The sequence below is a fragment of the Agrobacterium sp. InxBP2 genome (genome assembly GCF_026191755.1).
Taxonomy (GTDB): Bacteria; Pseudomonadota; Alphaproteobacteria; order Rhizobiales; family Rhizobiaceae; genus Agrobacterium; species Agrobacterium pusense.
This window is the reverse complement of sequence record NZ_JAINDY010000018.1, coordinates 47,431-69,490: the sequence shown is the minus strand read 5'-3', so window position 1 is coordinate 69,490 and position 22,060 is coordinate 47,431. Positions and strand designations below refer to the sequence as shown.

Here is a 22,060-nt window from a genome sequence, read left to right as displayed (position 1 = left end):
AAGTCAATTCGGAGGTTCTTCACAGGATGATCGTTGAACGCCAGTGTGGGATCGGGTTGGGGTGTTCTAATCAATGAAGCGAAATTCGCTTAAAGCTAATGGCATGGATGTCGTGCACGTGGTGGGCAACCAGGACGCCAGTGACAACGAAACGAAACCGGTTACGAACTTCGACGGGTTTAGCGTTGTTGTTCAAAGGACTAATTACGTCAGGCACAGTGTTTGGCGCTCAGGACGGCTGGTCTTCCATGGTGGGCACGCATCCGGAAGCATGGCGATAATGGACGTGGAAGAAAATTGGTCGTGTAGACCGGAGTCTGCCTTTGACAATGTGAGGTTCAACATCTCGAGCGCTGGATTGAGGGATTTTGCGCTCGAACAAGGTCGGGTTCCATTTGCACTGTTGCGAATAGAAGACGGGCCTGTCGATCCTGTTCTCAAAGGCTTAGCGGAAACCGTCGTTCCGCTGGTGTCCAATAATTCACCACACAGGAAGCTTCTGATAGACCATCTTGCCGAAGCAGTGAAAGCCCATGTGGCGTGTCGATACGGAGGCATTCCTCTGACTGAACGCAAAGGTGGATTGTCTGCCAAACACCTGGATCTTGCGACGCAGTATTTCGTCAGCTGCGTAGACAAGGAGGTCGTGATAGACGAGATCGCATCCCTTTGCGGCCTTTCTGTCGGGTATTTTATTCGAGCTTTCAAGCGGTCTACGGGATTAACACCTTACCAATGGCTCCTTGATTATCGCGTCCGCAAAGCTCAGGACATGTTGCGTCAAGGAATCCCGCTCGCTCAGATAGCCTTGGAATGCAGCTTCGCGGACCAAGGCCATTTTTCGCGTATCTTCAAGGCGAAGTTTGGTGTGTCTCCAGCGGCTTGGAGAGACCGCATCCGTTAAGCACCGAGTGACGTCGAAAGCGCTGCGGCTCGCGATCTTTAGCCCTTTTGCAAGGTAAATGTTCCGAATGCAAATGCAAGGCTGTCAAGCACGTGGTTCCGCTGCTGCGCTATTGTTGCGACCGCCCGACCTGAGTCTCTCAGCGGCGCGACCGTTTCACAATTTGAAATAAATCCTTCCACATTCTGCCGATTATCGCCGCGGCATGAACCGTTATGTTCTTCACCAGGTCAGCACATCGCTGCCACTCAACCTGAGGAGAACTCAAATGAAGCGCATATTGGCAGTCATGATGTTGGCAAGCGTGAGCTTTGCCTCGCTTTCTCATGCCGCGTCATCTCAACCGGCCAAGGCCGTCACAGCTACGCAACACGCGCCTGTCACGGTTCACTACCGGACGGTGGAAGTGGACGGAGTAAATGTCTTTTACCGGGAGGCAGGTCCAAAAGACGGGCCGGTTGTGCTTCTCCTTCACGGCTTCCCTACATCTTCACACATGTTTAGAAATCTAATCCCGCAACTTGCGGACCGCTATCGTGTAATCGCTCCCGATTACCCGGGCTTCGGCCAAAGCGACGCTCCAGATCATACAAAGTTCGCTTACACGTTCGGACATTACGCGGACCTCATTGACGGGCTTCTTGGTAAAATCGACGCCAAGCAATATACGATGTATGTCATGGACTACGGAGCACCCGTCGGATATCGGCTCGCACTTAAGCATCCGGAACGGGTGACCGGCCTTATCGTACAAAATGGGAATGCATACGCGGAAGGTCTGCGCGAATTCTGGGACCCGATTAAAAAGTACTGGGCCGATGGCTCAAACGAAAGCCGCGAGGCACTTGCTGGATTGGTCACACTGGAAACCACCAAATTCCAGTATACGGATGGTGTACGAGACTTGACCCGGATCAGTCCTGATAACTGGGTGCACGACCAGGCTCTCCTCGACCGTCCAGGCAATAAAGACATTCAGCTCGATTTGTTCCATGACTATGGAACGAATGTGCCGCTTTATCCGAAGTTCCAGCAGTTTTTCCGCGATCGCAAGCCGCCGACCCTGATCGTTTGGGGTAAAAACGATAAGATCTTTCCGGAGGAGGGCGCACATCCATATCTTCGTGATCTGCCTGATGCTGAAATCCACATCCTCGATACGGGCCACTTTGCTCTTGAGGACAAGCTGGATGAGATGGCCCCGCTCATCCATAGCTTTCTGGACCGTAAGTTGTCTGGGAAAAAGTAAAGTAAGCACAGCGGTGCGGTCGATGGCCGCGCCGCTGAATTTGATCGTCCCTCGTTGAAGCGTCGGTCCCCACAAAGTCAGGCAAGGGATTTGAAGCTGATCCCATCTGCCTGGAATTCGAGAACTACGATATGTTTGAGAGCAATAGACGCCATCCCGCTTCTGACCGGCTGGCGAGGGTGCCAGCGTCATTCTTCGGTATTGTGCTAGGCTTGGTCGGGTTCGGGAGTTCATGGCGGACAGCGTCGGAAGCATGGATGTTGCCCTCCTTGCCGGGCGAACTCCTCAGTCTGTCTGGCGTGGCGGTGTGGTTGATCATCACCGTGCTCTATGGGCTCAAATGGGTTCTAGCACCCGCGGCGGCGCTCGCCGAGGCGGAGCATGCCGTTCAATGTTGCTACGTGGGATTGGCGGGAGTTGCAACGATGCTCGCTGGTCTGGCCCTGCTTCCTTATTCTCTGCTCTTGACGGAGGTGCTGTTCGTTGCTGGCTTCGTGTTCACCTTTTTCTTCGCGCTGTGGCGAACCGGTCGACTATGGCAAGGTGCCAGAGACCCCTCCTCATCTACTGCTGTCTTGTATTTGCCAACGGTCGCCGGCTCATTTGTCACTGCGATCGTTTTGGGCGCGCTAGGTTCACGTGAAGCAGGGCAACTGGCGTTTGGGGCAGGTTTCTTTTCTTGGCTCGCTATCGAATCCGTTCTTCTGCATCGTTTCTATACCCTGCCCGAAATGACCGCAGCATTGCGACCAACCCTCGGCATCCAACTTGCACCGCCTGCAGTGGGGAGCGTCGCCTACTTGAGCGTCATCGGCAGCGTACCAGATGTGTTCGTGCACGCGCTTCTGGGTTACGCCATATTGCAACTTGCGATCATATTGCGCCTCCTGCCTTGGATTCTCAGGCAACCATTCTCGGCGTCATATTGGGCTTTCACGTTTGGTTTGACATCGATTTCGACGGCCGGGATCAGGATCGCGAGCGCAGGCAAGGACGTAATCTTCGAGAGCTTATCGGTCGTGTTGTTCGTTATAACAAATGCAGGTCTTATCGCCATTTGCGTTGGATCGATCTTGCTGCTGGCGCAGGGACGCTTCTTACCGGCCACTCCTATCGCATCCGTCACCTCGAATGGTCGAGTGTAAAGGTAAACGCATCGCCAGCAAGCGTGATCTTGACTTGAGCGTGCTCTATGCCTGCGCAGACGAGGGCGTAGTGTCGAAGAACTTCACCGGTTTCCGGTAAACACCAACCCAGGCGATGCCAGGTCGAAGTTCCCGGTTAGCTTCTTACGAAGCAGCTTCAAAGCCTTTTCTATATTCTTCACTATATCGAGGCGCCTGTTAGCTTGAGCGAGGCTCAATGCCCGCAGGCAATGCCAGAAGGCCGGCCCGGCCGAAAGATCATCATGCCAACCTAGATACATAACGCCAGCGTAGACCGACGGGGTGCCTGAAGCATCTCGGAAACACTGCCCGATAGTCGTTACTTCTAAATGATCTCCGTCATAAGTCAGGACTTTGTACTTATGGGAGTAACGGTCACCAGACAGTATGGCGTCGTCGATCGCATCTTTGAGACCGGATTTTTCCGCAGGAACAATTTTGTGAAGATATTCGATGATCGGCTGTCCCCTCTTTGCCTTTTCAGGATCCATGCCGAAGAGAACTGCCATGATCTCATCGGCATAGACAGCGTCTGCTTTCAGATCCCAAGTAAAGAGGCCCGTGTAGCGTGCATCAGGTTCTGTCTCATTGAGTGCGAGTGACAATGGTTGCCCCCTTGGTAAGCAGTTGTTTATCAACCTGCGACGTAGAACGGTCAGAATCACTCGTCGGTTGCATTGGATTCGAACAGACACTGTCTAATTCTCGCCGCACAACAAGGAAACGAACTAGCCCCACACAGCGATTGTGTCGTCGGCTGAATTCAACATATACTCCACCTGCCAGACTGTTAATTCCTCATATCGGAACAGTCGATGCCGTTGATGGACGGTCGCCGGTGCATTTCGCAGAGTTCTGCCTCATGAAGAGCGTAAGACACGAGAGTGAGAACTAGCGACGGAATCCTTCAGCCCTGGAAATATATCAAGCGCTGATTCTCGTCTTCCAGCTACGGTAACGCACAAAACGCGTCGATCCTTAGGGACCGGCGCGTTCAAGGCAGGTGCGGAGCTATTTCGGCTTCAGAAACCAAAGTCACTCAAACCGGGGTGATCATCAGGTCTACGGCCCAGCGGCCAACGAAACTTCCGATCAGCTTCACTGATGGGGTGCTCGTTGATGCTCGCATGTCTTTCCCGCATGAGCCCATCTTCAGCGAATTCCCAATTTTCATTTCCATAAGCGCGGAACCATTGGCCACTGTCGTCGTGGTATTCGTAGGCGTAGCGGACGGCAATCCGATTGTCAGTAAACGCCCAAAGCTCTTTTATAAGACGGTAATCGAGTTCTTTATTCCACTTACGTGTCAAGAACGCTTCGGCTTCAGCCCGATTCTTGGCGAATTCGGCGCGATTTCGCCAGCGCGTATCCAAGGTATAGGCTAAGGCCACCTTGGCAGCATCGCGGCTATTCCAGCCATCCTCTGCGAGGCGTACTTTCTCAATAGCAGTTTCTCTGGTGAACGGTGGAAGCGGTGGTCGTGACATTGGATAGCTCCTCAAATGGGTACTAAGCAGCAGGGTAACGATTTGGGTCGTCCCCCTATATTTTAAGCCGCAGCCTTATCGATGCGCGGGAAGTCGATCTCAGTCTCTAACGCCTCGTTGACGTAATTTGTGAAGGTGTTGAGAGCGACGTGAGCGATGATTTCTACGATCTCGGCGTCAGCGTAGCCGGCTGATCGGACCTTGGCGATTTCCTGCGGGCCGATGGCGCCTCTGGTGGTCGTTAGAACACGCGCGAATTCTACAGCAGCAGCGGCCTTCGGATCATTCGATGTGCCCCGGCGGTTCGCAAAGATCTCGTCGGCGTCGAGCTTGGCGAACTTGGTGCCAGTAAACGTATGAGCGGATAGGCAGTAGTCGCAGCCGTTTGCTTCCGCCATCGCGAGCGCAATACGTTCGCGGGTGGCTGGAGCGAGTTTTCCTTTTGCCAGTGCACCTTGTAGAGACGTTAGTCCGTTGAGCGCGGCAGGACTATTCGAGACCAGCCGAAAAATGTTCGGCACCGATCCAATCTGCTTCTTAATGGTCTCGAGGATCGGCCGGGATTCTTCTGGTGCATCGTCGATTGTAGCCGGTGTGGGGATGCGGGACATTCTTGTTCTCCTTTTCAAATGCGAAAGACCTTCCTTTCGTCGCATTGAAAATGAGCTTGCAGGGGCTCCACTTGAAGACCGAAAACGAGAAACGCAGCATTCCACAAATCGAGGGCATTTGGCGGCTCCTGCTGCTGTGGGCATACGGCGAGCCCTCCACGCGATCTTGGTCAGTGGCCGACATGCCGGCGGCCGAGACTAGATTTCTGGGTCAATCATCAATCAGATTTCGGCATCCGGTTGCTTTGATGGGTGTGCGAGCGCGAAGGCGTCATGGGTCTCACAAAGTTCACGGATCGCCTTGAGCTGGCGAAACGCCGTCGTTTCTTCGCAAATTGCTAATTGCCAGGTTGATGCGTTGTCGATTGCCCCCGGCCAGAGGAGCCAGCCGCCACCCATGCAACGGCTGCGCGTTCTTGATACCTTATGCAAACGATTTGCCGAGGTGCCGAGGTGCCGGACAGGCATAACCACGTCAATTGCTTGTCAAATGTGGAATACTGACTTCCGTGAAAACAGTCTTCATTGATTGGGCCGACCTGCGCAAATTGGGGCTCAGAAGTGGCTCATAAGGAGTTGCTCGAACTGGAGAAATCGTCATGAAGTTGTATTTTCATCCCTTGTCCGGCCATGCACACCGAGCTCGCCTCTTTCTTTCCCTTGTTGATCAGCCATTTGAGTTGATCGACGTCGATCTGGCGAGGGGAGAGCACAAAAGCCCAGAATTCCTCAAAATGAACGCTTTCGGTCAGGTTCCAGTCCTTGTAGACGGCGACACGGTAATTTCGGACTCTAACGCCATCCTCACTTACCTAGCAAAGAAACTTGGAAAGTCGGACTGGCTGCCTGAGGATCCGACCGGCGCTGCTCAGATCCAACGCTGGCTTTCCGTTGCCGCAGGACAGATTGCATTTGGTCCCGCCGCCGCCCGCTTGATTACCGTCTTCGGTGCGAAGTACAATGCAGACGAAGTCATTGCACGTGCTCACGCGCTCTACTCGGTCTTGGATCAGGAACTTGCTACCCGTCGGTGGCTTGTGTCTGACCGTCCCACAATTGCTGATGTCGCGATCTATAGCTACACCGCACGTGCTCCTGAGGGCAACGTAGACCTTTCCGCTTATCCCAATGTTCGCGCCTGGCTCGAACGTGTCGAGTCTCTTCCGGGCTTCGTCGAATTCGGGAAGACGCCGGTTGGTCTTGCAGCGTAACGCACCTTTGGGAGACTGCCATGGCGGCTGATGCAAAGATTGTTTACGAACTGGCGGAAGCGCCATGGCACAAGGGCGAGATTGAAATCCAGTCGTCCGTCGGGGTCATGGAAAAGATGCACGACGTAGGGCGCCGCTTCATCAGAAGTCGTCTGATAGAACAGCATCAAAAGTTTTATCCTCAACTTCCCTTCCTGGTCGTTGGTGCCGTTGACCGTCACGGCCATCCGTGGGCAACGTTTTTGACCGGGCATCCAGGATTTCTCAGGGCGAGCGATGAGCATACGCTCAGCATTGGTACCCAATTTGATCAGTCCGATCCCGCATTTGGGGGTGCCCACGAAGGTGCGCCAATAGGCGTTCTTGGCATCGAGCTTCACACACGCAGGCGAAACCGGCTCAACGGAAATATCCGTCGGCACAACAAAGCCGGTTTTGATCTGCAAGTGATCCATAGCTACGGAAATTGCCCGAGGTATATCCAGTATCGTGACCACCACTTTGAGCGTGATCCGGCAGCCGCTTTCGAACCGGTTGTGGAGGCTCTGGATGGTCTCGACGATGAGGCTCGAGCTCTAATAGGCCTGGCCGATACATTTTTCGTTGCCTCTTATGCGGACGTTGGCGGAGACCGCCAGGTCGACGTGTCTCATCGCGGAGGAAAGCCGGGTTTCGTCCGGGTAGGCGCTGACGGGCTCTTCACGATCCCTGACTTCAACGGGAATTTTTTCTTCAACACTCTTGGAAATATCGCCCTGAATGGCCGCGCCGGCCTGACGTTTCTCGACGCCCATACAGGTGACGTCCTCCAGTTGAGCGGACGGGCGGAGGTTCTTCTGAACTCACCTGAAATCGCCGCATTTCAGGGCGCAGAGAGGCTTTGGACGTTTCGCCCAGAGCGTATTGTAAGACGCCGCGGAGCACTGCCCATCCGCTGGAGTACGAGAGATGGAGGCGAGAGCCCGTTCTCAACGATGACAGGTGACTGGAGCCAAGCAAGTGAACGATTGAAAGCCGCGGAACTCGCTAAGACATGGCGGCCGTTCAAAGTTGATCGGGTTGTCGATGAAAGTTCAGTCATCAGGTCAATTTACCTCTCGGCAAGTGATGGAGCGGGACTGATCCCCCATAAGGCAGGACAACATCTTCCAATCCGTGTCCTACTTGGGGGTGATGAGGATCCCGTCATCAAAACCTACACGCTCTCGGCTGCGCCGTCAGACGCTGGCTACCGGATAAGCGTAAAAAGAGAGGGGCGGGTCTCCCAACATTTGCACGAATTGGATGTCGGTTCACTCATTGAGGTGCGCGCGCCTGCCGGTGGGTTCACAATTGATCCCCTAGAAGAGCGTCCCGCCGTTCTATTGGCAGCCGGAGTGGGAATCACTCCCATGTTGGCGATGCTACGACACATTGTTTATGAAGGTCGGCGGAAACAGAAGATGCGCAAGACGTGGATGATCTACTCCGCGCGAAGCAAGGCGGAACAGGGCTTTTCAAATGAACTCGCCGATCTGGTCTCGCAGGGTGACGGCGCTGTTTCGTTGACTCGAGTGCTGTCCTCTAAAGAAGAAGCCGTCAAAGACGTTGATTACGATGAAATCGGCCGCATAAACATCGCTCTTTTGAAAAAGGTCCTGCCATTCGGGGACTTCGACTTTTATCTTTGCGGTCCACCCGCTTTCATGCAAGACACTTACGACGGGCTGCGGTCCCTTAGCGTAGCAGACAAACGGATCTTCGCCGAAAGCTTTGGCCCGGCTTCGGTCAAGCGTCGCCCAGATATCGGCTCAATGACCGCTGTAGGCGCTCTTCCCTCAACAAATGACGTCCCCGTTGTCTTCACGGAATCTGGAAAGCAGGCACTGTGGCGTCCCGGAAGTGGCACGTTGTTGGACCTTGCCGAGGCTGAAGGATTGTCCCCGGATTACAGCTGCCGAGGAGGAACCTGCGGGACCTGCGCTACCCGGATGGTGAAGGGAAAAGTGGCCTATACAACGCCGCCTCAGGCTGCAGCGGGCGATGAGGAGGTCCTTATTTGCAGTGCATACCCCGCACAGACGGATCTTGGAGACGCCGGTGTGATGGAACTCGCACTCTGACCGCTGCCCACCATGCACGTCGGTTTTCTCACGTGGTAACCGACTAGCGACCCAAATTGAAAAAATCCCAACTCTCTAAGAAGGAGATCGATATGCTGACAATCAGGAGGGTACTGTCCGCGGGACTTATCGCGGGCGTTGTTGCAGCGCCGGCCAGTGCACAATCGCCTAAGCCGACCGTCGTTCTAGTTCATGGAGCCTTCGCTGACGCTTCGAGCTGGAATGGGGTGATTTCGCGACTGCACGAGGACGGCTTCGAAGTAGTGGCCGTTGCAAATCCCCTTAGAGGCGTAAAAACCGATGGCGATTACGTCGCAAGGATCGTTTCAAGCATCAAGATGCCAGTGGTTCTCGTGGGCCACTCTTATGGCGGATCTGTCATCAGTGCGTCCGCCGTAGGCATGAAGAACGTCAAATCGTTGGTGTTTGTTGGAGCCTTCGCACCTGATATCGGCGAGTCAGCTGCGGATCTGAGTGCCAAGTTTCCCGGTAGTACGCTGGAGCCGACACTCGACGAACCCGTCATCTTGGCTGACGGTGGCAAGGATATGTATATTGCTAAAGCAAAATTCCATGGCCAATTCGCCGCCGATGTGCCAGCCGCCGTCGCCGCTCTCATGGCCGATACACAGCGCCCTGTAACGCTGTCGGCCCTTACTGAGGCGGCGCCAGGTGCGGCATGGAAGGAAATTCCCTCCTACTTTATTTATGGTGAGAAGGATAAGAACATCCCAGCGAAAGCATTGGGATGGATGGCCGAGCGGGCGTCCTCTAAAGAAACGGTTGCTGTAAGCGGCGCATCCCATGTCGTGATGGTTTCCCACCCGGCCGAAGTCGTGAAGATCATCGAAAAAGCGGCCAAGTAGATCTGGGCGATACCCAGACTGTTTGGGAACGGCGACCGCGCGGCAACGCGCGGTCGAAAAGAAATCAGCTGAAATGCCGGTTCGCCCTAAGCTTTGCCACGGCGAAATCTACAAAACTTCGCACCTTTGCCGAGGCGTGACGACCGTCAGGGTGAACGACGTGAATAGGCAGCGGCTCTTCCTCATAATCAGCCAGAACTGTCTGAAGTTGGCCGCGTTCGAGTTCCGGGGCAATCTGGTATGAAAGCACGCGGGTGAGGCCCCATCCCTTGACCGCTGTGGCGATCGCTGCCTCGTTCGAGCTTGTAAAAAGACGCGGGCTCACATGCACGACCGTCTTTTGCTCCGAACCGAAACGCCACTCCAATGATGACCATGCACTCGTTGAAGCGACAATCCGGTGACGAGATAGATCCGAGGGCGTGAGAGGAACGCCATTCTGATCGAAATAGTCAGGGGATCCGCAGATCACCCTCTTCACGGAGCCAACTCGAATGGCGGAAAAGCCCGAGTCCGGCAGGTGGCCGATACGTATCGAAACATCGATACCCTCATCGACGATGTTTACCACGCGATCCAAGAACAAGCACCGTCCAATCACATCCGGATACTCATCCAGGTATTCCGTGACCACAGGTAGGACGAACATCGTGCCGAACATGGAAGAAGCAGTAATAGAGAGTGTCCCGGTGGGTTTTGCAAATGCGCCCGCTGCTGCCGCCTCGGCGTCTGCAAGATCCGCTAACAGCCTCTGGCAGTCGGTGAAATACCTGTTACCCGACTCGGTCAACTTCACGGATCGGGTGGTGCGCGTCAGAAGACGAGTTCCGATGATATCCTCTAGCGAGGAAACAACGCGCGTCACGGCAGGAGGGCTCATGTGGAGTTGACGTCCAGCGTCCGCGAAGCTCTCCGCTTCTGCGACTTTTACGAATACTTTCATGGCTTGCCAGCGATCCATGCGTTCCCCTCCTTGAATAATTTCGCCACTTCGCTGCATCCTCGGTTTGCAAATAGCATCACCGGATCGGAACGACCAATGGTGTTGACATAGCCGTCATATCGGCTGTTAAATCGGTGCGGACAGCATTTCCTTGATCTGCCGGCTGAAATCCGTTGTGGTAAAAGCAATCAGCTTCTTCTTTGCAGCGTCTGCCGCGACGTCATTCCCCTCGCGGACAGCAAGGGCATATTTGACGGCGACATCTGTGACAGCATTGAAACTTGCCCCACGCACCGCCGCGTCAATCTCGGCGCCAGTTAGTCCCAGCTCGCGCGCCTCCGCGATCAGGCTCTCGTCGATTGATGCTTCCCTGGCTTCTGTCGCCAGTCGGATGTGTATACGCATGATCGGTGTCAATGGGTTCTTCGTCACGGGAGGTCTCCGAGTTTAATTCTTCATGGCTACGTTCTCCGCTCGTCGTTGAGACCCAGTGTCAAAGGTGACTTCTTACGGGTGACAGCGAGTTCTTCGCCGAGCGTCATCCATGAGAATAGTGTATCTGGAGTGTTATTTAAGCTCCCAAATCGCAAATGCTTTCTTCCGCCCGCTGCAACAGTTCAACAGGTACGCTTTGACTCTAAGATGTGTACTTGCAGGAACCGGCGACACAATGGCTTCAGCCATCGAATGATCGTTCTTGGCGACCTCATGCCAAGAACCGCCTGTTCTTGCAGTTCTAGATGTTTCCCACGACGCTTGCGGCGCCGCAGTTTTTATCGTTTGAGGGCTGTGTGACAACAACACATGCCGAAAGAAAGCCGCGAGTGCTTCCGCTCTCTGGTGCTGCAAAGCCACGGCCTGCCGAGACCTACAAGCGCCGTGTCCTCGCCAGCAAATGATTAAACGTGGAAATGTTTAGGGTATTGTAAGCTACCACCGCATTTTGGACGCCAGCTTGAAGCACCGCAGGGGATGGTCTCGTAAAGCCGAAACGGCGCAATAGCTTCTAGCCCGGCGGTGCAGGAACCAGCGCGTCCTCAGGGTCTGTATGAAGAGGCGTTAAAGCCTGCAATGTCGAGAACTTATCTAATTGCAGTGAGCAAGATGCAGCCTCAAACGGGCTGTGTCGCGGACATCTCTCTGCGAAGGACTGGCGCAACTCGCTCGGCCAGCAAATCAATTTGTTCAAGGACGGTTTTGAGCGGAACGCCGCCCATTTCGAGTGTGAAGAGCTGGCGGCGGTAACGACCGAAATGTTCTCTGAACGTCAGGACTTTGTCGATCACTTGCTGGGGACTTCCGACGGCGAGTGAGGTGTTGTTCATGACCTGCTCGAGTCCGGCGCCCCGATAAATCCTGGAGTTGGCAAAGAAAGGCCGGTATTGGGCCAAAGCCTCCTGAGAGTTGGGGTGCATAAAGATCTGCCCTCCAGCGCCGACGATTGCTTCTTCGGCCTTCCCGTGCCCGTAGTGGGCGAAGCGCTCGCGATACAGTTTCACAAGTCGACCGAAATGTTCGACCGGGCCGAAGAGATTGTTGGTAAAAAATCCATCGCCGTAATACGCCGCGATTTCGGCGACATCGGGGTTCGATACGGAACCATGCCACACAAGCGGCGGCTTCGCTTCAAACGGCCGAGGCGTGGACATGAACCCGCGCAAAGGGGTGCGGAACTTACCCTCCCAATCCACACGATCCTCACGCCAGAGCCTGTGCAGGAGCCCGTAATTTTCAACGGTCAGGGCTACACCGTCCTCGACGTTTTTCCCAAACCAGGAATATACGGCGGGCGTGTTGCCGCGTCCCAGCATCAAGTCGACACGGCCCGCCGAAAGCTGCTGCAGCGTTGAAAAATCCTCGGCGATTTTTACAGGGTCGTTGGTCGTAATTAGCGTTGTCGACGTTGACAGTGTGATCTGCTTTGTCTGACCCGCAATGTAGCCCAGGATGGTGGTAGGGGAACTGGGTACAAAGGGTGGGTTGTGATGTTCGCCGATCGCGAATACGTCTAGTCCAGCCTCGTCGGCATGGACGGCGATCTTCACCATAGCCTGGAGTTTTTCGTGCTCTGTCTGCGCGTTGCCCGTCGAGGGATCGGCTGTAACTTCGCCAACGCTGAAAATTCCGACTTCCATTTTGAATACCTTCGTAATCCCCGAATATGGCTCTAAAGCTACCGGCTGAGCTGGTAAGCCGAAAATCCAGTTCTCATATCCGGATCTGTATATGTTGATGTGGCAGAGGGCGCAGCTGCGGGCAATTAAACAACCCCCAGCCAGCGCCCCCGGCCGTCGCCCTCACTGTCCCTTGGCCGCTAGGTAGCCAGAGATGTTGTTGGCAGAGAAGGGGAGGTGATCGCCCATCAGTTGCGCATGCTCCTGACCATGCTCCGAACGCCAGTCGCCGAGAAGTTCAGCGCCTACTGCTACCCAAGTGATGGGCTTGATGCCGACTTGCACCATACGAGCAATGGCGGCGTCCTCAACGATCTTGTTCCATGTTCCAGAAGCATCGATAACTGCATAGACGTCATAGCCATCTTCCTTGGCTGATAGCGCTGCAAAAGCGAGGCAGACCTCGGTCGAGATGCCAGCGATTAGCAGCTTCTTTCTCCCGGTGTTCTTAACCGCAGCAACGAAGTCCTTGTTATCCCAAGCATTGATCTCGCCAGGGCGGTGGACGATGGTTGCGTCTGGAAGAAGGTTTGTCACGATTGGCATGATAGGGCCGTTTGGACCATCGGAAGCACTGGTCGTAATGATCGCGGGCAGTTTGTAAACCTTAGCAAGGGTCGCGAAGGCCTTGACGTTATTATTGAACTCCGGCGGGCTTTGGGTCTGCACGCCGTTGGCCAGGCCTGTCTGGTGATCGACGAAAAGAACTGCGGAGTTCTGGGCTGTAATCCGGTCGTATGACATTGTCATATCCTTTTGATTGTTGGTGTCGGTGGTTGATCACTCGACTGCTCTAAAGGTGTCATTCGAACGGCATATCCACTAGCGGCAACGGCCGGAACTCATAGTTGCTGAAATCGGAACAGCGTTTGGATGAGGCTGGTATCGTTGGTGTTCAAAGCAGCTAGTGGTTTGAGAGCGTCGCCCTACCCAAGCTACTTTTGCTCCCGTACAAATCGCGACCGTGACGATCAAGACATCGAAGGAAAATGCGGCTCCCATTTCCGTAGTGTAACCGATCGGAGGCTAGCATGACGGAAGACAAGTTGGAGGGTATTGCTGACTACCGTGCGCCAGCGGGAGGATGGGGTGCCCTAAAAGCAGTTGCCAGGGCCCTTAAGGAACAACAACTCTCTTTAACGGGCGTTACGCGTTACTCAAAGCAAACCAGCCGGAAGGCTTCGATTGTCCGGGCTGCGCGTGGCCGGATCCCGACCATACCTCTGCATTTGAGTTTTGCGAAAACGGCGCGAAGGCGATTACATGGGAGGGCACCCGGAAACGGGCGGATCCTGAGTTCTTCTCGCTTCACACCGTATCCGAAATGTGGGCTTGGGACGACCACCGCATAGAAGATTCCGGTCGCCTGACCTCACCGATGATATATGATGTAGCAAGCGATCGCTTCAAAGCGATCTCGTGGCAGCAGGCATTTGATATGATCGGGCAGCGTTTGCGCGAGTTATCAAATCCAAATCAGGCCGAGTTTTACACGTCGGGCCGCGCCTCAAACGAAGCTGCATTCCTCTACCAGTTGTTCGTTCGCGCCTTTGGCACGAACAATTTTCCCGACTGCTCGAACATGTGCCACGAGGCGACGTCGGTCGGGCTTCCTCACTCGATCGGAGTTGGCAAGGGTACTGTGGAGTTGGTTGATTTCGAGAAATGTGACCTGATCATCAGCATCGGTCACAACCCCGGAACCAATCACCCGAGAATGATGACCACGTTGCACGACGCCTCTAAAAGAGGTGTCCCGATCATGGTATTCAATCCGTTGCGCGAACGCGCACTGGAACGATTTGCGGCTCCGCAAAATCCTATCGAGATGATTACTCTATCCTCGACGCCTATTGCATCCTCCTACTACCAAATCAAAATGGGAGGGGACATGGCTCTATTGAAAGGACTGATGAAACTGCTTTTTGAACGAGATCGTCTGGATATTGAAAATGGCGGCGCCGGCCTTCTCGACCGGGATTTTATCGAAGATCATACTTCCGGACTTGGAGAGGTTAAAGCTGACGTAGAGAGAACAACCTGGGACCAAATCTACAGGAGGTCTGGCTTAGGACCTAGCGACTTCGAGAACGCATTGAATACCTATGTAAGCGCCGCCCGGGTCATCATCTGTTATGGGATGGGTGTGACGCAGCACTTCGCCGGAACCGAGATTGTTCAGCAATTGGCGAACCTTCTCATGCTACGGGGAAACATTGGAAAGCCGGGGGCCGGACTGTGCCCGTTGCGCGGGCACTCAAACGTACAGGGCGATCGAACCGTCGGCATCACTGAAATGCCGAGCGCTGCACTTCTGGACGGTATCGAGAGAGCTTTTGGTTTTCGACCACCTGCGGAGAAAGGTCATAACGCAGTCGAAAGTTTGGAAGCGATTATATCAGGCGAATCCAAAGCACTCATTTGCCTCGGAGGAAATCTTGCTGTCGCTATGCCAGACCCCGATGTTGTGTTCGAAGGCATGCGCCAACTAGAACTGGCCGTGCACATCGCTACAAAACCTAATCGATCCCATTTGCTCACTGCGAAAACATCGATCTTGCTGCCTGTCCTAGGCAGAACCGACCAAGACCTGCAAGGTACCGGGCCCCAATCCGTCACAGTCGAGGACTCGATGTCGATGGTTCACGCCTCAAAGGGCTTTCTTAAACCGCCAAGCGACCAACTTATGTCAGAGCCAGCGATCATTGCCGGGCTAGCAAAGGCCACAATCGGTTCCCGTTACGAGATACCATGGGATGAACTGGTGGAAGACTATGACCGTATCCGTGACAAAATCGAGATCGTCTTTCCTGAATTCTTCGACTTCAATGTCAGAGTACGAAAGCCAGGCGGTTTCCGTCTGGATATCCCTGCATCGAGGCGTGAGTGGCATACAACAAATCGGAAAGCCAATTTTCTCGTTGCTGCAGGGCTTGAAGACGATGCGCGATTGATCGACGGCGAGTGCCTTGTTCTCACGACCATTCGTGCCCATGGTCAGTACAACACGACTATTTATAACATGGATGACCGTTATCGGGGCATTTTTGGCAGACGGGACGTGATCCTTATGAACAAAGCCGATATGGACGTACGCGGTATCGCCGAAGGGGAGCAAGTTCAGGTCGCTGGAATGGCCATCGGCAAACCTTTAAAAACACGTGTCCTGACTGGTTTCATAGCGGTTGAATTCAACATTCCACAAGGCTCGGTCGCAGGCTACTATCCAGAACTTAATAAGGTGATGGCCCTCTCCGATTTCGACCCCAAATCAGGCACTCCGGCTTATAAAGGAGCGCCCGTGACGATCTCCAAGTGGAGCCCGCCATGACGATGGCGGGCCGCTCCGCAACCCGGCGCCACCGATAAAGCAAATTGGGCGCGACGCCATGACGGCGAGCGGTCGAAGATACCGTCTCGCCGGGTTCGAAACTCTGCTCAATGATTGTCAGCTTTTGCTCGGTTGTCCACCGCCTGCGGCGAACATCACCCGTCAGCAATTCAACGTGTCGATAGTCGTTAGACATAAGCCTATACCCAAGCCTGTGCTTGAGCCTTTCTGCTTATTCCGACTGTCCGGTCGAAATGGGGGGCAGTTCACACGTCCTGCGATCACGTGAAGAGCCTATTTCTGGCCCGCTCCTTCTTTCGCGGCCATCTACCATTGGCTCATGCGATTTTAAGTGCCAGACCACTCCGTTGCGGCTCACGCGGCGCGGGCGAAGGCTTGGTCCTTTGTAGAGGGCCGAAGAAAATTTTATATCGTTTTCAGCGCCATCCGTGACTGACGGCTCGCTCGCACACATAAGGCGGGCATACTGTTGCCATCAAAGTCCTTCGGTCGCACTCTCCGGCCGTTCTCACGAGACGACGAAGCGGACCCGTCGTGCCGAATTCCGAATAGAACGTCATTCCGAATGGTCCCGCGGCTGCAGGCAGCTTTCGTGCAATGTGTTGACTTCAAACGCCGTCCAGGACCTTATCTGCAGGGTCTTTCGGCCCTGTCGGCTGAGCAATGCAGAGCTTGTGTCGCCTGAGATAGGCCGATGACGGCGTCGCGCAATTCAGAGCTTCCCTGAGAACCGCCGCCGCGAATATCAAAGCTCCTTTGATATTCGCGAAAAAAGCTGCCTTCGGTGGCGGTACCGAAGGCAGCAAAGCCTGCGACGGGGGCAGGCGACTGCGGCGAGGACCGCAGTGGAGCGGCGGGGAAGGAGCCGTTCACGGATCTATAAAACATGTTCAAGTAACAGCAGTCTTGAACAAGGCATGTGGGAATGGGATGGCACGTTGATCTCCATCCTTCTGTCGTGTTCATTGTGCTGCCTAAAGCATAAAGAACAACGACTTTAGGTTGGGCATGGAATCTAAAGCTTGCCGGCACTCACAAGCTCACGGACTTTCTTCAACGTTGATACCACTGCGGTAATGTAGCTGCGACGCATCTCCTTGATCAGAGCGAGCTCTTCGTCAGAACCTTCCGATGCTCCCTCGAAAGGGACGCTGAAGGTGAAGGTGAGCCACAACCCCTTTTCGCTTTCGCTGATCGTGTTTTGAATGAAGCCATCGCTACCGACCCTTTCGAATTGAACTTGGACGGGTGGAAAAAAGGTTATTCTCTCTTCATAATCACCAGTGGGCAGAGTGATCTGACGCAACAGGCCATTATCGGATCGACTGATGACGTCACAACGAGACATCCCAGGCACAAATGGAAGTGCGTTGTTCGCCTTCATCTCGAGACCCTTCCAAACCTGGTCGGCCGTCAGCACCGGCTCTACGCCTTCAGGATTTATTTCAAGTGTATAAGAAACTGTTTTCATCTGAGACTTCCTTTCAAATCAAGTTTTCATGACTGATCGCGGGAGCATTCGTCAAAATGAGCGTGCTATCATTTGCTCGTAATAATCGCGCAAGTAACCATATCGCTCGGCTCCAAGCTGGGAGATAGCAGGCGCTTCATGCTGCTCCAGCTCATAAGGTATCGCTCCGCCGAAGCCGCTCGGCGAGCGCCTGTTGGATGTCATGGCTTCTTCAAGCCAACGCGCAATAGTGATGTCTTCGAACATTTTTGCAGCCTCTCGCTTTGGTCGCCAACATAATGCGGCTCGCGAACAAGGCTTTGAAGCCTCGAGCTGGCGAAGACATTGTTTCGCTTGATGAATGTAATGAGCGCGAGTGTCAGGCTGCGTAAGCCGAGGGAGCCTGATCGTCTCGCACGTCTAGCCCGACCTTCTCCACTGTGTGGCGGTCAGGAACGGAGCGCGACGATCTGAGTTATGTATCATCGGATCCAACGATCTCACATGCTCGGCGGTCCGTCCCCTCAAGCCGCGCTGCATCTAGATAAATAACTATTAGCGGTCGACCGTCGCCTCGTCTTTCGAGTCGGATTATCCTTGAGTGCCTCGGTCAATTTTTCCTTCCTCAGCTTTGAAGAAATATTGGCTATTCACCAGCCAACCTTTCAAGGGCCTGAGTGGCAAGATTGACGCCAGGACAACAAGTGGAAGAGACGTAAAGAGATGGACCCATAAAGGCGGCTGGTAGGCGACTTCTAACCAACATGCGATGCCGACAGCTGGCACGCTTGTAAAGCAGATCACAAAAAATGCCGGGCCATCCGCCGGATCGGCAAACGCGTAGTCCAGCCCGCAGACCTCACAGTTGGATTTCAAGGTGAGAAACCCCTTAAACAAGTGACCCCGGCCACAACGGGGGCATAGCCCCTTTATCCCAGTTCGATAAGGCGATAGTGGCGGCCAATCAGCGGTCATTACGGTTTCCTCCAAATTTCCATCATAGTGAGATGCGGCTAGACGCTGGAAGCGCAGCGCTTCGCTCCCAGCCCTGATTAAGCAAGTCGAGACTTGCTTTTTTGACGCCTAGGTCTGAATCTAGGCGGGGTGCGTCTACACAGACAACCTTGCAGCCTTAAGGGCGCGTCCCCACCAAGTAAGCTGATCGAGGAGGTTTTTCGCCGCCTCGTCCAAATGAGGATAATCGCCTAGAGTTTTGCCGTCTTTGACCACCGATAGGTATTCGGGGAAGGAGATGTGAACACCTGTTTTGACGGAGACCGCACTCATCTCAACGAAGATCAACCGGAGTTGCTCGACGGCGCGAGCTCCGCCGACACCGCCATAACCGACGAAAGCAACCGGCTTGTGAATGAACTCGCCAAGGTCAATAGCATTCTTAAGCACAGCCGTTGGCGCATGGTTATATTCTGCTACGGTGAAAATAAAGCCGTCAAACTCGCGCAAAGCCTTCTTCCACCGCTCCGCAGTGTCGCTTTCCGCGGTGGTCGCGCGCTCTTCACCGAAAAAGTGCATGGGAAAGTCCAACAGATCGAGAATCTCGACGTTCAGATCGGCGCGTTGGTCCGCAATTTGTTGAATCCATTTCGCGGGGTGGTCCGCAAACCGACCCATCCGGGTACTTCCAACAATGACGGCGATTTTCAACTCACTCATGGCTCGTTCCTTATATTGTTGAGGGTCAGGCGCCCTACGCGGAGCAAATCAAGTCGATATGTTTACGCTGGTACTTCTTAACGGCGCATGAGGCCCGGATCACCTGGTTCTGTATAGGACGCGCGGTGGCAACCTAGAACGAGAGCCGTTTTCAACTCTCGACAAGCAAACTTCACCGTCAGACCCTTTGATGCCAACCTAATTGATAACGCGTCGATGCATCAGGCCAGCAGCCGTCGGCAGACCTTCCATAGTTACTGTGATGGACCAGTATGTGCCTCGAGCAGCGCGATTTTCTCCTCGAGTTCTGATATCTTTTGTTCCTTTTCCGCTAACAGCTGTTTGACGACGCTCTCATCTACCATTCGGGGGATATGTTGTGGGCAATTCGAATCCCATGCCGTCACTGTGAAAACTATCGCCTGCTCTACGCGGGCATTGTAATCCGCAGGCTTGAGACGAGCCTCGAGATCCGCGTCGTTTTCAATTACTTTCGCTTCACCCCAAATTTTGACACGTTGACGGTAGGTGTAGTCCATCAAAAAAAGAAAAGCCTTCGGATTATCGACAAGATTTCCTTGGGTGATGTACTGACGATTACCTGAGAAGTCGCCGAAACCAATCGTGGTATTGTTCAAAACCTTGAGAAAGCCAGGCGGGCCACCCCGATGCTGCACGTACGGCTGACCGTCTTGATTAACGGTCGCTAGATAGACGGTCGTTCTGCTTTCTATGAAAGCTGCAAGATCGTCCGTTATGTCGGTCTGCCAAGAGCCGCCGGTTTCCATTCGCTCGTAACCGCGTCGTGACCCTTTCCTGACTTGAATGTCTTTAACGGAGGGCGTAAAGGCGACATCGCTTGCGTATTGAACATCTTTTTTCGTCATAACCTGCGCCTTTGTTCGCGCGAAAAGCGCGTAATCGGGATCGAGCTTAAAACCAAGCAGCCGCGCCGACCACTGCTGTTTTGTGCAATACTCTGTTCCGGCAATTCGAGGTCATGTGAGAAGCAGTGGGCCGGAGACGCGCCAGCTTTTGTTGTAGTTGCAGCAATTATCCAGATCAGAGTAGCCGCGAGACCTCAGAGATAGCGGTTTTCCAGGAGCAAAGGACGCGGCCGACGTATCATCGCTGGAAGTTAGCGATCTCATCAAGCGTTGTTTCACTACAGATCCTTGGGGGCCGAAATCTCAAATGCGCGCCGCTTTTTGATCCGATCTCGGCTAGCGTCATCGCGGAAGTCTAGCCATATATGCTCGCGTGAAACTCGCCACTTCATCCAACTTCGTATCCATCGCAAAATGACCCGCATCCAAAATATGAATGTCTGCCTCCGGTAAATCCTTTTTGAAGGCATCGGCGCCAGCGACCGTAAATGCTGGATCATACTTTCCCCACATGACAAGAGTTAATGGTTTGTGCTCGCGCAACCAGCTTTGCCAAATCGGGTAAGCCGCGATGTTGTTCTGGTAGTCGAAAATCAGGTCCGACTGGATCTGGTCCTGCCCGGGTCGGTTGAGATACGCGTACTCGTCCATCCACAGATCCGGATTATAGGCCTCGATATCAGGATCTGTTCCAAGGTGACGGGCTCGGGTCACAGCGAGAGACTGGTGCTGTTTAACGACTTCAGCCTGGAGTTCGCCGCGGTTGTTCCAAAATGCCTTTCTCTTTTCCCACATGGGGCCGAGCCCCTCTTCGTAGACGTTGCCATTCTGAAAAATTGTACCGATCACAGATTGGGGTCTCGTCGTAGCGACGCGCATCCCGACCGGAGCACCATAATCCTGCATGAAGAGCACATATCGATCGAGCTTGAGCGCATCAGTCAGCTTGATGATGGTCTCAGCCAAGTGATCGAACGTATACGTATAATCCTGCGGGGAAGGCGCCTCGCTGTTGCCAAACCCTGGATAGTCAGGGGCCACGAGATGATACTCGTTTCCGAGCCTTCTCATCAGATCGTCGTACATCCGCGATGAGCTTGGAACGCCGTGTAGCAGAAGGATTGCTGGTTTATCGTGCGCGCCGATTTCCCGATAGGCGATCTTCGACCCGTCAATCTCGATTGTACGATAGGTCATTTGGGGCGTGGGGGCGCTGACATCGGCAGCGTTAGCGACCGGGGCCGTGAGAATTACTGCCAACGCAATTGCGCTCGTCAATGATGCGAGTTTTTGCGGCGTTTCAGCTACATTAATTGGCTTGTTGTTCATGGTTCGAATCCTCACCGGGTTTGTTGTCGCGGTGATAATCATCCATCTTCCTGGGAGCGAGAACCGCCTCATTTCACAAGGGATTGTTTCTTCCAATGAAATAGTGGCTTCGCGCGAAAGGCCTTCTTGCCTCGGGCGAAAAGCATTCTGAGACATTTTACTCGCGGTAACGAGCAATTTCTAAAAATGAATATTCGGCCCGTGGATCGTTCGCTGCATCCTGTAGGCCCCGATCGGGAATGGAATGGTCGTTATGACGAAGCAGACTCTCATTGTCTCCCGCACCGAGGAGTGCGAGAGCATTTGGCAAAGCGGTGCCAGCGCCGCGCATCGTGGAGACCCCCGTTCGAGGCCTGCCTGAACCGAAGGAAGCTGCTCTAGTACATTTACTTGAAGCAGACGTTATAAATGTGGGCGACGTGGTTCCGCGCACGATGCTCTTTGCCGTGAAAGAAAGGCAAGGTTCCAAAAGAGCTTGCACCGTAGAGAGGCCGACCCCGGTCGAACGACTCATGACCGCTCCTTAGCCGAGGAGCACTCATCTCTTTTCGCTGCAGATGACTAACCGCGTTTGTCTGAGCACACAGTCTTGTTTGTTGTCGACTCGACAGTTGGCCACTCCAGAAACCCGAACGATGCGTTTGACTTACGTTCA

At 54.0% G+C, this 22,060-nt stretch carries 20 protein-coding genes and 2 pseudogenes; 7 read left to right on the top strand and 15 right to left on the bottom strand.

From position 1 onward, the window contains the following. Positions 1 to 73: 73 nt before the first annotated feature. From K7A42_RS01910 to tehA, 3 genes are all read left to right on the top strand, one after another. Positions 74 to 904, top strand: coding sequence for a helix-turn-helix domain-containing protein (locus K7A42_RS01910; protein WP_282454725.1), 831 nt, complete (start codon positions 74 to 76; stop codon positions 902 to 904). Between the two features lie 268 nt (positions 905 to 1,172). Then, a complete protein-coding gene (locus K7A42_RS01905; RefSeq protein WP_034499428.1) occupies positions 1,173 to 2,153 on the top strand; it encodes an alpha/beta fold hydrolase in 981 nt (326 codons plus the stop codon). A 131-nt stretch (positions 2,154 to 2,284) separates the two neighbouring features. Next, positions 2,285 to 3,298, top strand: coding sequence for a dicarboxylate transporter/tellurite-resistance protein TehA (gene tehA, locus K7A42_RS01900; protein ID WP_051674292.1), 1,014 nt, complete (start codon positions 2,285 to 2,287; stop codon positions 3,296 to 3,298). Positions 3,299 to 3,381: 83 nt separating this feature from the next. On the opposite strand, the gene K7A42_RS01895 is transcribed toward tehA, so the two are convergent. The 4 genes from K7A42_RS01895 to K7A42_RS01880 all read right to left on the bottom strand — a co-directional run bounded on the left by K7A42_RS01895 (position 3,382) and on the right by K7A42_RS01880 (position 5,816). Beyond that, positions 3,382 to 3,924, bottom strand: coding sequence for a PAS domain-containing protein (locus K7A42_RS01895; RefSeq protein WP_282454724.1), 543 nt, complete (start codon positions 3,922 to 3,924; stop codon positions 3,382 to 3,384). Positions 3,925 to 4,341: 417 nt separating this feature from the next. Continuing rightward, positions 4,342 to 4,806 (bottom strand): DUF1348 family protein, encoded by a 465-nt coding sequence (locus K7A42_RS01890; protein ID WP_034499430.1) that lies wholly within the window; start codon positions 4,804 to 4,806, stop codon positions 4,342 to 4,344. A 62-nt stretch (positions 4,807 to 4,868) separates the two neighbouring features. Further along, on the bottom strand, positions 4,869 to 5,417 hold the full coding sequence (locus tag K7A42_RS01885) for a carboxymuconolactone decarboxylase family protein (protein ID WP_034499432.1): 549 nt from the start codon (positions 5,415 to 5,417) through the stop codon (positions 4,869 to 4,871). 222 nt (positions 5,418 to 5,639) lie between these two features. Then, positions 5,640 to 5,816, bottom strand: coding sequence for a hypothetical protein (locus K7A42_RS01880; protein WP_193604436.1), 177 nt, complete (start codon positions 5,814 to 5,816; stop codon positions 5,640 to 5,642). A 200-nt stretch (positions 5,817 to 6,016) separates the two neighbouring features. Here K7A42_RS01880 and K7A42_RS01875 point away from each other — a divergent pair, with 200 nt between their 5' ends. From K7A42_RS01875 to K7A42_RS01865, 3 genes are all read left to right on the top strand, one after another. After that, entirely contained in the window at positions 6,017 to 6,628 is a 612-nt protein-coding gene (locus K7A42_RS01875) for a glutathione S-transferase family protein (protein ID WP_034499434.1), read from the top strand. A 20-nt stretch (positions 6,629 to 6,648) separates the two neighbouring features. Next, positions 6,649 to 8,730: a pyridoxamine 5'-phosphate oxidase family protein gene (locus tag K7A42_RS01870; protein WP_282454723.1), complete on the top strand. Its 2,082-nt coding sequence runs from the start codon at positions 6,649 to 6,651 to the stop codon at positions 8,728 to 8,730. Between the two features lie 92 nt (positions 8,731 to 8,822). Further along, positions 8,823 to 9,596, top strand: a complete 774-nt coding sequence (locus K7A42_RS01865; RefSeq protein WP_282454722.1) for an alpha/beta fold hydrolase — start codon at positions 8,823 to 8,825, stop codon at positions 9,594 to 9,596. Positions 9,597 to 9,660: 64 nt separating this feature from the next. On the opposite strand, the gene K7A42_RS01860 is transcribed toward K7A42_RS01865, so the two are convergent. From K7A42_RS01860 to K7A42_RS01845, 4 genes are all read right to left on the bottom strand, one after another. After that, entirely contained in the window at positions 9,661 to 10,557 is an 897-nt protein-coding gene (locus K7A42_RS01860; RefSeq protein ID WP_034499869.1) for a LysR family transcriptional regulator, read from the bottom strand. A gap of 108 nt (positions 10,558 to 10,665) precedes the next feature. Further along, entirely contained in the window at positions 10,666 to 10,971 is a 306-nt protein-coding gene (locus K7A42_RS01855) for a hypothetical protein (RefSeq protein ID WP_282454721.1), read from the bottom strand. A gap of 680 nt (positions 10,972 to 11,651) precedes the next feature. Next, complete coding sequence (locus K7A42_RS01850) at positions 11,652 to 12,674, bottom strand: CE1758 family FMN-dependent luciferase-like monooxygenase (protein ID WP_282454720.1); 1,023 nt, start codon at positions 12,672 to 12,674, stop codon at positions 11,652 to 11,654. Between the two features lie 162 nt (positions 12,675 to 12,836). Further along, positions 12,837 to 13,463: an isochorismatase family protein gene (locus K7A42_RS01845; protein WP_416220890.1), complete on the bottom strand. Its 627-nt coding sequence runs from the start codon at positions 13,461 to 13,463 to the stop codon at positions 12,837 to 12,839. 281 nt (positions 13,464 to 13,744) lie between these two features. Here K7A42_RS01845 and K7A42_RS01840 point away from each other — a divergent pair. After that, positions 13,745 to 16,044, top strand: a pseudogene (locus K7A42_RS01840) (FdhF/YdeP family oxidoreductase). Positions 16,045 to 16,063: 19 nt separating this feature from the next. Here the strand turns inward: K7A42_RS01840 and K7A42_RS01835 are convergent. The 7 genes and pseudogenes from K7A42_RS01835 to K7A42_RS01805 form a co-directional block, all read right to left on the bottom strand. Continuing rightward, positions 16,064 to 16,240 (bottom strand): annotated as a pseudogene (locus K7A42_RS01835) (transposase); the annotation flags it as partial. Positions 16,241 to 17,080: 840 nt separating this feature from the next. After that, positions 17,081 to 17,536, bottom strand: a complete 456-nt coding sequence (locus K7A42_RS01830; RefSeq protein WP_034499440.1) for an SRPBCC family protein — start codon at positions 17,534 to 17,536, stop codon at positions 17,081 to 17,083. 51 nt (positions 17,537 to 17,587) lie between these two features. Beyond that, positions 17,588 to 17,782, bottom strand: coding sequence for a hypothetical protein (locus K7A42_RS01825; RefSeq protein ID WP_034499442.1), 195 nt, complete (start codon positions 17,780 to 17,782; stop codon positions 17,588 to 17,590). Between the two features lie 324 nt (positions 17,783 to 18,106). After that, positions 18,107 to 18,490, bottom strand: coding sequence for a DUF983 domain-containing protein (locus tag K7A42_RS01820; protein ID WP_282454718.1), 384 nt, complete (start codon positions 18,488 to 18,490; stop codon positions 18,107 to 18,109). Positions 18,491 to 18,625: 135 nt separating this feature from the next. Beyond that, the gene (locus K7A42_RS01815) at positions 18,626 to 19,189 is read right to left on the bottom strand and encodes an NADPH-dependent FMN reductase (RefSeq protein ID WP_034499446.1); all 564 of its coding nucleotides are present in this window, start codon (positions 19,187 to 19,189) and stop codon (positions 18,626 to 18,628) included. Positions 19,190 to 19,443: 254 nt separating this feature from the next. Further along, a complete protein-coding gene (locus tag K7A42_RS01810; RefSeq protein ID WP_282454717.1) occupies positions 19,444 to 20,076 on the bottom strand; it encodes a pyridoxamine 5'-phosphate oxidase family protein in 633 nt (210 codons plus the stop codon). A gap of 342 nt (positions 20,077 to 20,418) precedes the next feature. Beyond that, positions 20,419 to 21,405, bottom strand: a complete 987-nt coding sequence (locus tag K7A42_RS01805) for an alpha/beta fold hydrolase (protein ID WP_282454716.1) — start codon at positions 21,403 to 21,405, stop codon at positions 20,419 to 20,421. Positions 21,406 to 22,060: the final 655 nt, after the last annotated feature.